This window comes from Methylobacterium sp. A49B (assembly GCF_053346215.1).
Window position 1 is genome coordinate 40,156 of sequence record NZ_JBKFBO010000091.1, and the last position, 9,336, is coordinate 49,491.

The 9,336-nt window shown below is 70.7% G+C and carries 11 protein-coding genes; 5 read left to right on the forward strand and 6 right to left on the reverse strand.

Annotated features, from left to right (window positions below; all coding sequences use genetic code 11):
* Nucleotides 1-103 precede the first annotated feature (103 nt).
* Nucleotides 104-373, reverse strand: a complete 270-nt coding sequence (locus tag ACLBX9_RS12985) for a hypothetical protein (protein WP_447719221.1) — start codon at nucleotides 371-373, stop codon at nucleotides 104-106.
* Between the two features lie 438 nt (nucleotides 374-811).
* Nucleotides 812-1,567: a response regulator gene (locus ACLBX9_RS12990; RefSeq protein ID WP_051072319.1), complete on the reverse strand. Its 756-nt coding sequence runs from the start codon at nucleotides 1,565-1,567 to the stop codon at nucleotides 812-814.
* Between the two features lie 134 nt (nucleotides 1,568-1,701).
* Between ACLBX9_RS12990 and ACLBX9_RS12995 the strand changes: the two genes are divergently transcribed.
* The 4 genes from ACLBX9_RS12995 to ACLBX9_RS13010 all read left to right on the forward strand — a co-directional run bounded on the left by ACLBX9_RS12995 (nucleotide 1,702) and on the right by ACLBX9_RS13010 (nucleotide 5,545).
* A complete protein-coding gene (locus ACLBX9_RS12995; protein WP_010687337.1) occupies nucleotides 1,702-3,456 on the forward strand; it encodes a DUF3369 domain-containing protein in 1,755 nt (584 codons plus the stop codon).
* Nucleotides 3,457-3,605: 149 nt separating this feature from the next.
* Nucleotides 3,606-3,737 (forward strand): hypothetical protein, encoded by a 132-nt coding sequence (locus tag ACLBX9_RS13000; RefSeq protein ID WP_010687338.1) that lies wholly within the window; start codon nucleotides 3,606-3,608, stop codon nucleotides 3,735-3,737.
* A gap of 208 nt (nucleotides 3,738-3,945) precedes the next feature.
* Nucleotides 3,946-5,109: an acyltransferase family protein gene (locus ACLBX9_RS13005; RefSeq protein WP_010687339.1), complete on the forward strand. Its 1,164-nt coding sequence runs from the start codon at nucleotides 3,946-3,948 to the stop codon at nucleotides 5,107-5,109.
* A gap of 190 nt (nucleotides 5,110-5,299) precedes the next feature.
* Nucleotides 5,300-5,545 (forward strand): hypothetical protein, encoded by a 246-nt coding sequence (locus tag ACLBX9_RS13010; RefSeq protein ID WP_010687340.1) that lies wholly within the window; start codon nucleotides 5,300-5,302, stop codon nucleotides 5,543-5,545.
* Between the two features lie 20 nt (nucleotides 5,546-5,565).
* Here ACLBX9_RS13010 and ACLBX9_RS13015 read toward each other — a convergent pair whose 3' ends face one another.
* Nucleotides 5,566-5,847 (reverse strand): PilZ domain-containing protein, encoded by a 282-nt coding sequence (locus ACLBX9_RS13015; protein ID WP_010687341.1) that lies wholly within the window; start codon nucleotides 5,845-5,847, stop codon nucleotides 5,566-5,568.
* Between the two features lie 398 nt (nucleotides 5,848-6,245).
* Between ACLBX9_RS13015 and ACLBX9_RS13020 the strand changes: the two genes are divergently transcribed.
* Nucleotides 6,246-6,383: a hypothetical protein gene (locus ACLBX9_RS13020; protein WP_010687342.1), complete on the forward strand. Its 138-nt coding sequence runs from the start codon at nucleotides 6,246-6,248 to the stop codon at nucleotides 6,381-6,383.
* Between the two features lie 54 nt (nucleotides 6,384-6,437).
* Here ACLBX9_RS13020 and ACLBX9_RS13025 read toward each other — a convergent pair whose 3' ends face one another.
* The 3 genes from ACLBX9_RS13025 to ACLBX9_RS13035 form a co-directional block, all read right to left on the reverse strand.
* Entirely contained in the window at nucleotides 6,438-7,643 is a 1,206-nt protein-coding gene (locus tag ACLBX9_RS13025; RefSeq protein ID WP_010687343.1) for a DUF2252 family protein, read from the reverse strand.
* Nucleotides 7,644-7,776: 133 nt separating this feature from the next.
* Complete coding sequence (locus ACLBX9_RS13030) at nucleotides 7,777-8,940, reverse strand: alpha-hydroxy acid oxidase (RefSeq protein WP_447719222.1); 1,164 nt, start codon at nucleotides 8,938-8,940, stop codon at nucleotides 7,777-7,779.
* A 224-nt stretch (nucleotides 8,941-9,164) separates the two neighbouring features.
* Nucleotides 9,165-9,336 (reverse strand): flagellin (locus ACLBX9_RS13035; RefSeq protein ID WP_447719224.1); only part of this gene is annotated, 172 nt, incomplete at its 5' end.

The window sequence follows — 9,336 nt, forward strand, 5'->3', positions numbered from 1 at the left end:
AGCGCGGTGACCCAGGGCCGCGCGCGTCCCGTCGGTGCGGCGCTGCTGGATTGCTTCGCTGCGCTCGCAAAGACGGCGTCGAAGCCATCCACCACGCGCGGTCTCAGCCGCGCCTGGACCGGGCCGGTTGCGGGTCAGAGCCGACCAGCACCGCATCCTGCGGCTCACGCGCGCCATCGTGCGGCGTCGGCACGCCGTGCGGCGTCGGCACGCCGTGCGGCGTCGGCACGCCGTGCGGCGTCGGCACGCCGAACCGCTCCGCCCGGGTCGGCAGGCGCCGCGGCGCGGGATCACGGCCGTGTAGCATGCGGCGCAACTGGAGCAGGAAGGCGGGATCTTCGTCGGCCCCGGGATCGTCGCTGAAGTGCGGCATGGCGGTACGCCTTCCTTACCGCGGGCGGGGCGCGGCTTCGACCGCGATGAGCCGCACGCGGCGGGACTCGGGCGCATCCGCCGCGCCGGCGCGCGCGCAGGCGCCTGGCGGATACGGCCAAGCCGTCCCGGCGCAGGGAGCGCCGTCACGAAGCGGTGCCCCAGCGGCCGGTGCGCCGCCGGCCGTCACCGGCGTCACCCCGCCCGGGGCACCCAGGCCGACGAGGGCCAGGACGCAGAGCGTGCCGGCCGCCGCGGCCGACGAGGTTCCGATCAGATGTCGCACGCTCAGTCGCATGGCCTGTCCTCCGGGGCCCCTCGGCCCCCGATCCTGCCACGCTCATAGGGTCGATCCGTGCCGCCATGATTGCGTCCCGGCCGATCTGAGGGCCGGAATGTTGCGTCCGCACGCCAGGACGCAACAATTGCCCGCCGAACATCAATCTCCCTCGGGCCGGAATATGTATCCGAGGCCCCGGACCGTGCGGATGTAGCGCGGATTACCGGGATCCGGCTCGATCTTCTTCCGGATGCGATTGATCCGGACGTCGATGGCGCGGTCGAACGCGTCCGGGTCGCGGGCATCGGCGAGGTCGAGCAGACGCTCGCGGGACAGGGCGCGGCGCGGGTTGTCGGCGAACGCCTTCAGCAGGTCGAATTCCGAGCGGGTCAGCGCCTGTTCGAGGCCGGCGTCGTCGCTCAGGCGCAGCGCGTCGAGTTCCAGCCACTTGGTCCCGAACCGGATCCGGCGCGCCTCGTCCCTGCCGGGAGCCGCCGGCGTGGCGGCGATGGGCGCCTGTGCCCGGCGCAGCACCGACCGCACCCGGGCGACCAGCTCCCGCAATTCGCAGGGCTTGGGCAGGTAATCGTCGGCGCCGAGTTCCAGCCCGACCACCCGATCGATCGCGCTCGCCGTGGCGGTGAGCATGATGATCGGGATGGCCGTGCGGGCCTTGAGGTCGCGCACGATCGAGAGCCCGTCCTCCTCCGGCATGTTGAGATCGAGCACGATCAGGTCCGGGCTCTGCCGGGCGAGCTGCTCCCGCAACGCCCGCCCGCCGTCGCACAGGACCACCGCGAAGCCGTGCAGCTTCAGGTAATCCCCCACCATCTCGCGGGTCGCCGCCTCGTCGTCGACCACGGCGATCGAGGGCATCGCCGCGCCGCCGGGCGCCGGCCTGTCAGGAATGCTCATCGCGGCTGCGCGCACTTTCCGGTTCCACTTTGGAACGAATGTAGGAATCGTATCGGATCACGTTAGCGTGACAAGTTTTCACCACGATTGCTAGCGTACTCGTCAGGTTTCGAGCAGCATTTCAGGCCATAGCCATGGATGACGATACCCTCACGTTGATCCCAGACGATCTGGATGAGGCGCAGCCGAGCGCGGGGGCGTGGGTCATCGCGGTGATCGACGACGATCCGGCGGTCCATGACGGCACCCGCTACGCCCTGGCGAGCTACACCCTCGACGGGCGCGGCCTGGAGATCCTGACCGCCCGGTCGGCCGCGGAGGCGCGGGTGCTGCTCGCCGAGCGCCGCGACGTCGCGGTGGTGCTGCTCGACGTGGTGATGGAGACCGACAATGCCGGTCTCGACCTCGTCGACTACATCCGGCGCGACCTCCGGCAGGAGACCGTCCGGATCATCCTGCGGACCGGCCAGCCCGGGCAGGCGCCGGAGCGGCGGATCATCGTCGATTACGACATCAACGACTACAAGGCGAAGACCGAGCTGACCGCCGACAAGCTGTTCACCAGCCTCACCGCGGCCCTGCGCGCCTACCAGCAACTCAAGCGCCTGGACGAGACCCGGCGCGGGCTGGAGATCATCATCGATGCCGCGCCGATGCTGCTGGACCACAAGTCGATGCAGCGCCTGGCCGAGGGCGTCCTGACCCAGGTCGCCTCGCTGCTGAACGTCGCCTGCGCGGGCATCCTGGTCCTGCGCGAGACCGCCGCCCCGGCGGAGCGCTTCTGCGTGCTGGCGGGGTCCGGCTGCTACGGCCATTACGCCGCCCGCGAGCCGGCCTGGCCCCTGGAGGAGCGGGTGCAGCCCCTCGTCGAGCGCGCCTTCGCGGAGCGCCGCCACAGCTTCGGCGAGCACTGGTCGACCCTGTACCTGCACACCGCGAGCGGCAGCGAGATCGTCGCGCTGATCGAGGCCGACCGGCAGCTCTCCGAAATGGACCGGTCGCTGATCGCCCTGTTCACAAGCCGGCTGTCGATCGCCTTCGACAACGTCATCCTCTACGAGCGGCTGCAGCAGACCAATGCCGGCCTGGAGCGGCGGGTGGTCGAGCGCACCGCCGAGCTGATCCGGGCGAACCGCCGGCTGGACCTGCAGCGCTCGGACCTGCGGCGGGCCAACAGCCTCAAGACCGAGATCCTCGGCACCATCGCGCACGACCTGAAGAACCCGCTGGCGGTGATCCTGGGCCGCGCCGAGATGCTGTCAGACCTGATCGACCTGCAGGGCGACCGGGCGCAGATGCGCGCGCAGATCGAGCATGTGCGCACCAGCGCCAAGGGCCTGACCGCCATGATCGACAGCCTCATGGCGGACGCGATGAACGACGCCCTCGACATCAGCCTGCGCCGCGAGCCGGTCGATCTCGCGGGCCTCGCCCGGGAGGTCTGCGAGGCCGACCGGCCGCTGGCCGACGCCAAGGGCCAGACGCTCGTCTGCGAGGGCCCGGAGGAGCTGTTCCTCTGCGGCGACGCCGAGCGCCTGCGGGAGGCCCTCGACAACCTCGTCTCCAACGCCATCAAGTACAGCCCCGGGGGCGGCGCGATCACCGTGCGGGTGAGCCGCGAGCCGGGCCCGCGGGGGGCGGAACTCGTCTGCGCCGTCGCCGATCACGGGCCCGGCCTGTCGCCGGAGGACACGACCCGGGTGTTCGGCCGCTTCCAGCGCCTCTCGGCGAAGCCCACCGGCGGCGAGGGCTCCACGGGCCTCGGGCTCTCGATCGTCCGGCGCATCGCCGAGCTGCACGGGGGCCGCGCCACGGCCGAGAGCGCGGGGCCGGGGCTGGGCGCGGTGTTCTCGGTCCGCTTCCCCGAGGAGGCCGTGGGCGTCTACTGACTGTTCTTGTACGAACGCCCTGTCACCTCGACTGATCAATCTTTTGCACGACGGACGAAATATTCGACGCAATCATCACGCAAACGAGCTTGGCCATAAGCCCACCTCGAAGCGGCCGAGCGACGGTCGCCCTGACGGGGAGACGATCGATGGCCACGCAGATGATGACCGCCGGAATGACCGGCACGGACCGGATCGTGGCGTGGACCATGATCGCAGGACTGGCCCTGGCGCTGGTCCAGTACGCGCAGGATCTGGCGCTGCCGGCGCACTTCATCTGAGGACCCGCCGGGCCTCGCACGGCCCGGTGCGGTGGTCGGAGGGGGTCGTCAGCCCTCGCGGGGAGGAACGCGAGGGCCAGTCCCTGCGGATCCCGCCTCTGCCTACCCCGGATTGCCGTGCGGCCGGCGTCGCACGTCAGGCTGTGCCGCTTTCTTAGCGAATGGCCTGCGATGGAGGGCGGATCCGTCCCGCAACCGGACCTCGTCCATGCAGACCGTTGGCTCCATACTCGACAGGCGCGGCGGCCTCGCCCCGGGCTTCGACCTCCTGCGGATCGTCCTGGCGCTGTCCGTCGTGATCTGGCACGGGCGCGCCATCGTCAACAACGAGATCACCCGGGTCGACGGCTTCTTCGAACTCGGCAGCTACGGCATCATCGCGGCCTTCTTCGGCCTGAGCGGCTTCCTGATCACCGGCAGCGCCCTCCGGCTGCGGCTGCGCGACTTCCTCCTGAACCGGGCGCTCCGGATCGTGCCCGCCCTGGCGGTGGAGGTCGTGCTCAGCGCCCTTGTCCTGGGGCCGCTCTTCACCGTTCTGCCGCTGGCGGATTACGCCACCGACCCGCACACCGTCCGGTACTTCGCCAACATCCTCGGGTTCATCGTCTACACGCTGCCGGGCGTATTCGCCCACAACCCCACCGATGTCGTCAACGGCTCGCTCTGGACCATCCCGCACGAGATCGCCTGCTACGCGCTCATGTCGCTGTGCGTGCTGACCGGATCGCTGCGGCGGCCCGGGCTGGTCGTTGGCGCGGCCGGCCTGATCATCCTGCTCGGCTTCCTCCTCGGACTCGCCAGCCCGGGCGAGCCCGCGAGCCTGCCGGCGCGGCTCGCCGACAAGCTGCTCGTCGACAAGGCCTCACGCCTCTACGTGGCGTTCCTGCTGGGAATCGCCGCCTACCTCTACCGTTACCGCCTGCCCTACGACTTGCGCCTGATCGGCGTGGCCGTCCTGGCCGTGGGCGCGGCCGGCGCGCTCGACCTGACCGCCGTGACGGCGGTGCCGGTCTTCCCCTTTCTGAACCTCGTGGTTCTGCCGGCGCTGGTCTACCTCACGGTCTGCCTGGGCGTGACCGACCTCTGGGTCCCCACCCTGCTGCGGCGCGGCGACTATTCCTACGGGATCTATCTGTACGGCTGGCCGATCCAGCAGGCCCTGGTCGCCCTCGTGCCCGTGCGCGCCACGACCGGCCAGGTCCTGCTGGCGCTGCCCTGCATCCTCCTGTTCGCGATGGTGTCGTGGCACCTGATCGAGCGGCCGATCCTCGGCCTGCGGCGGCGCTTCTCGTTCGTCGCCGCGCGCCGGTTCGAGAGCGGGGGCGGGCGGCCTGCGGACCCTGCCGCGGCGAGCTTCGGACCGTCACGATAGGGCCGGTCGAGCCGTGCGGGACAGCGTGGTCGCCCGCGCAGACCTGGAACAGACCCGCGGCGGCCGGACGGCCTGCGGCGACCATCATCGGCGCCCGGATCGCGACAAGGAAAGACACAACGAAAGACCTTGACGGACAATATCGACGTCAGTCTCTCTGTGGCGGTGACAATCGCTCGGGGCGACGCCCATGGTCCGCCAAGCCTTCGCAGCCGCACTCTTGCTCGCCGTGACTGCGGGCCTGCCGTCCCCGGCGCATGCGGGCCACGTCCGCACCTTCGTCTACCGGCCCGTGGCGGGTGACAGCCCGCAGCGGATCAAGTGCAAGACGGAGGCCTTTCAGATGATCTCCGGCGCGAAGGGGGCGGCTCAGTACGCCGAATACAACCGGCAGCTGCGCAAACGGCATTTCAAGGCGTGCATGTCCGGCGGGTGACGCGCTGCCGCCCGGTGCCGTCATCCCGGTATGACGTCGGGGGTCCGAGCCCGGGATGCGAGGAAGGCCACGCCCACGTCGCTCGCCCGGCGCCACGCCACCCGCACCGCGTGTGGCTTCGGATCGGGACCGATGCGGAGGTTGAACATCCGGGGCACCGGCACTCCGCTCGGGAAGCTCAGACAGGCGCCGATATTCGACACGTTGATCACCAGGCACCGCACCTCCGCGGCCGCGCTCGGGAAGGCGGCATGCCCCGTCAGCGCGACCTTGGCCCTGAGCTTCGCGCGACGCTCCTCCATGGTGATGTCCCCCGTCACGTTCGTTGCAGGTGTAGAGTGCCGGAAGGGCCTTAAGGCTTTGCCCTGCACGACCGGTCCGGCGCCGGAGAGCGCACCACAACGAAGACTTGGAGCCGTGTCCGATCGCAACGCGCACGGTACACGACAGGGCGCTGTGGTCGGGTCATCGGGCGATCCCATCCGAACCCCACATCCTGAGGGGCTGTGCAGCGCAGGCCAGGCCTCGAAGGAGCCATCCAGGGATAGCAGGTCCCTCTGGAAGGCTCCTGCGGGGCCCGCTGACGCGGGCACCTCGGGATGAAGGGGGTGGGTGCGCGCACGTGTCCGGGGGAAAACCCTGATCCCGGGGAACGGCGCGGGCCTGTCGGCGCTTCATCGCCATCCACACGGAGGCGAACATGACCGAGAAGAAGGGCCACGGCAGCGCGACCGCCAAGAAGGCCAACGCCAAGGCGAGCCGCGAGGGCAAGTCGAACCCGCGCAAGTCCTCGTCGGCGCAGGCCGAGCTGGGCAAGAAGGGCGGCAAGAGCAAGTAGCCCCGGCAAGTAGCCCCAGCAACTGGCCCTCCGCGCCGCGTTCCGGATCCTCCCTCAGGCGGCTTCGCGGAGCGCGTAGCGGCGGCAGTGCCGCAGGTATCCGGTCTCGTGGAGGCCGGCGAGTTCGACGACGCTCGACCACAGCCAGGTCGGCGCCTGCGCGCCGTCGTCGGTGTCCCTCAGGATCTCGGCACGCCAGGACGCGGCCGTCTCCGCGTCCAACTGCCGGCCATGGGCCTTGCCGACCACGAAGGCGAGGTAATGCGCCGCCCGCACCGCCTCTTCCCGGCTGAACTGGTCAACGTCGAGCTTGAGGTCCTGCGGCGCCAGTTCGCGCATCACCACGGGCTTGTCGAGGAGGCGCACCGACAGCATGCGCTCGCCCAGGTTCGGCGCGAGCGCCCGCGCCCCGGCCACGACCCGCTCGGCGGGATCCTGGGGCATGTCGGCGTCCGGTGCCGCCGGGGCCGCGGATGGGACCGCCTCCTTGAGGTCGACCAGCGCGAAGGTGCGCCGGCCATCCGGCTCGACGATGCGCACCAGGGTGGCGTAGCGCAGGAAGCCCAGGGAACTGCAGCCCTTCATCCAGTAGGCGGCGTCGACGAGGCGAACCTCTGACTCGGCGGCGCGCCGGTTGAGCTTCAGGACGAGGCGGCGCACCGCCTCCTCGCGGAACAGCGCGTCGAGGGCCGCCCGCTCGGCCCCATCGAGCGCCCAGAACTTGCGCCCGAGCGGGATGGAGGGCTCGACGTCCTTGAGGCGCTCCCGGGCGAGATGCTTCCAGCGCCGGCCCAGGGCCCGGCGCCGGACGGTGCGGACCGCGTCCGGTTCGGGGGGCGCCGCGTTCCCGCCGGGGCCCGACAGCCCGCTTGCGTAGCCGCTGAGCATCTCCTCCAGCATCCGGGCGGTGACGATCCCGGGCAGGTCCGAGCCGCGGGCCGCGCTGGCGAGCGACAGGCCGAGACGGATGAGGTCGTGGGCGGGGTTGCCCACGACGGTCTGGTCCAGATCGCGGATCTGGATGTCGATCTGGCCCTCGGCATCGGCGAGCGGTCCCAGGTTGCCGAGATGGCAATCGCCGCAGATCCAGACCGGCGGTCCCTCGGGCAGGGTGCCGCGCGCCAGTCCGTCCAGCCACTCGTAGAACTTCACGGTGCTGCCCCGGACATAGGCGTGGGCCGACCGCGCCATCTTCCGCGTCCGCTGCCGCTCCAGAACCGCCGCACGCTCGTCGGGTCCGAAGCCTCGGATCTCGGCCATTCCATCCACCTGCACACGTTACGCCGCGGCCCCAGCCCCGCCGCCCAGTCCAACGCACGGGAACAGGCAGGGTCCGCGCGTCGTATCGTCCTGTCTGTGGATTACCGGACCGTCGACTTCGTGGGGGCGGCGCTCACCAACCGGGATGGTTGCTCAAGGGGGGCGCCCGGAGGATCGACCGGTCGACGTTCAGGATGTCGCGGTGGCCGCACAGGGCCATCGTCATGTCGAGTTCCCGACGGATGATGTCGAGGCACTGGGTGACGCCGGCCTCGCCGTAGGCACCGAGCCCGTAGAGGAACGCGCGGCCGACGAAGACGCCCTTGGCGCCGAGGGCCACCGCCTTCAGCACGTCCTGGCCCGAGCGGATGCCGCCGTCCATCAGCACCTCGATCCGGTGGCCCACCGCCTCGGCGATCTCCGGCAGGACCGCGATCGAGGAAGGTGCGCCGTCGAGCTGCCGGCCGCCGTGGTTCGAGACCACGAGCGAGTCTGCGCCCGTCTCGACCGCCCGCGCCGCGTCCTCGACGTCGAGCACGCCCTTGAGGATCAGCGGCCCCTTCCAGCGGTCGCGGATGCGGCGGACGTCGTCCCAGTCGAGGCGCGGATCGAATTGCTGCGCCGTCCAGGACGAGATCGAGCGGGTGTCGGCCACGCCCTCGACATGGCCGACGATGTTGCGGAACGTGCGCCGCTGGGTCCGGAGCATGTGCCAGCACCAGCGCGGCTTGGTCATCAGGTCGATGAGCGTCGCGGGGGTGAAGCGCGGCGGCGCCGAGAGGCCGTTGCGGATGTCCTTGTGGCGCTGGCCGAGGATCTGGAGGTCGAGGGTCAGGACCAGCGCCGAGCAGCCGGCGGCCTTGGCGCGGTCGATCAGGCGGTCGTTGAAGGCGCGGTCGCGCATGAAATAGAGCTGGAACCAGAACGGCTTGGTGACGTGCTCGGCCACGTCCTCGATGCTGCAGATGCTCATCGTCGAGAGGGTGAACGGCACCCCGGCGGCCTCCGCGGCCCGCGCGGCCAGGATCTCGCCGTCGGCGCGCTGCATGCCGGTGAGGCCCGTCGGCGCGAGGGCCACCGGCATCGTCACGGCCTGACCAGCCATCGTGGTGGCGAGCGACCGGTCGGTCATGTCCACGGCCACGCGCTGGCGCAGCTTGATGGCGGCGAAATCATCCTCGTTCGCCCGATAGGTCGATTCCGTCCAGGAACCGGAATCGCAGTAATCGTAGAACATCCGCGGCACGCGGGCCTTGGCGACGCGACGCAGATCCTCGATCGTGGTGACGATGGTCATGCGGCCTCACGGAAGCAGGAGGGTGGCGACGGTCGCGGCGCGGGTCGCGTCCCCGCCGAACCGTTCCGCTGCCGGCCGACCGGAGGCGCGGCGCCCGATGGTCTATCATCGCGCCCGGGTGGGGAATACTGGGACCGCCGCGGGCCGCCGGCATCGCGCACGAAAAAGGCCGGCCGGGTCGCCCCGGCCGGCCGGTCTTGCGTGCGCGGCGCGCGCGGCCGCGATCAGCGCAGGAGCTGGAGCACGCCCTGCTGGGCCGAGTTGGCCAGCGATAGCGCCGAGATGCCCATCGACTGGCGCGTCGACAGCGCCTGCGAGTTCGCCGCCTCCTGGTTCAGGTCCGCGTTCGTCAGGTTGGCCGAGCCGGTCTGCAGCACGTTGATCAGCTGCTTGGAG

Coding starts and splice junctions, on each gene's coding strand:
- ACLBX9_RS12985 (WP_447719221.1), bottom strand. CDS start 373: ATGCCGCACTTCAGCGACGATCCCGGGGCCGACGAAGATCCCGCCTTC.
- ACLBX9_RS12990 (WP_051072319.1), bottom strand. CDS start 1,567: ATGAGCATTCCTGACAGGCCGGCGCCCGGCGGCGCGGCGATGCCCTCG.
- ACLBX9_RS12995 (WP_010687337.1), top strand. CDS start 1,702: ATGGATGACGATACCCTCACGTTGATCCCAGACGATCTGGATGAGGCG.
- ACLBX9_RS13000 (WP_010687338.1), top strand. CDS start 3,606: ATGGCCACGCAGATGATGACCGCCGGAATGACCGGCACGGACCGGATC.
- ACLBX9_RS13005 (WP_010687339.1), top strand. CDS start 3,946: ATGCAGACCGTTGGCTCCATACTCGACAGGCGCGGCGGCCTCGCCCCG.
- ACLBX9_RS13010 (WP_010687340.1), top strand. CDS start 5,300: ATGGTCCGCCAAGCCTTCGCAGCCGCACTCTTGCTCGCCGTGACTGCG.
- ACLBX9_RS13015 (WP_010687341.1), bottom strand. CDS start 5,847: ATGGAGGAGCGTCGCGCGAAGCTCAGGGCCAAGGTCGCGCTGACGGGG.
- ACLBX9_RS13020 (WP_010687342.1), top strand. CDS start 6,246: ATGACCGAGAAGAAGGGCCACGGCAGCGCGACCGCCAAGAAGGCCAAC.
- ACLBX9_RS13025 (WP_010687343.1), bottom strand. CDS start 7,643: ATGGCCGAGATCCGAGGCTTCGGACCCGACGAGCGTGCGGCGGTTCTG.
- ACLBX9_RS13030 (WP_447719222.1), bottom strand. CDS start 8,940: ATGACCATCGTCACCACGATCGAGGATCTGCGTCGCGTCGCCAAGGCC.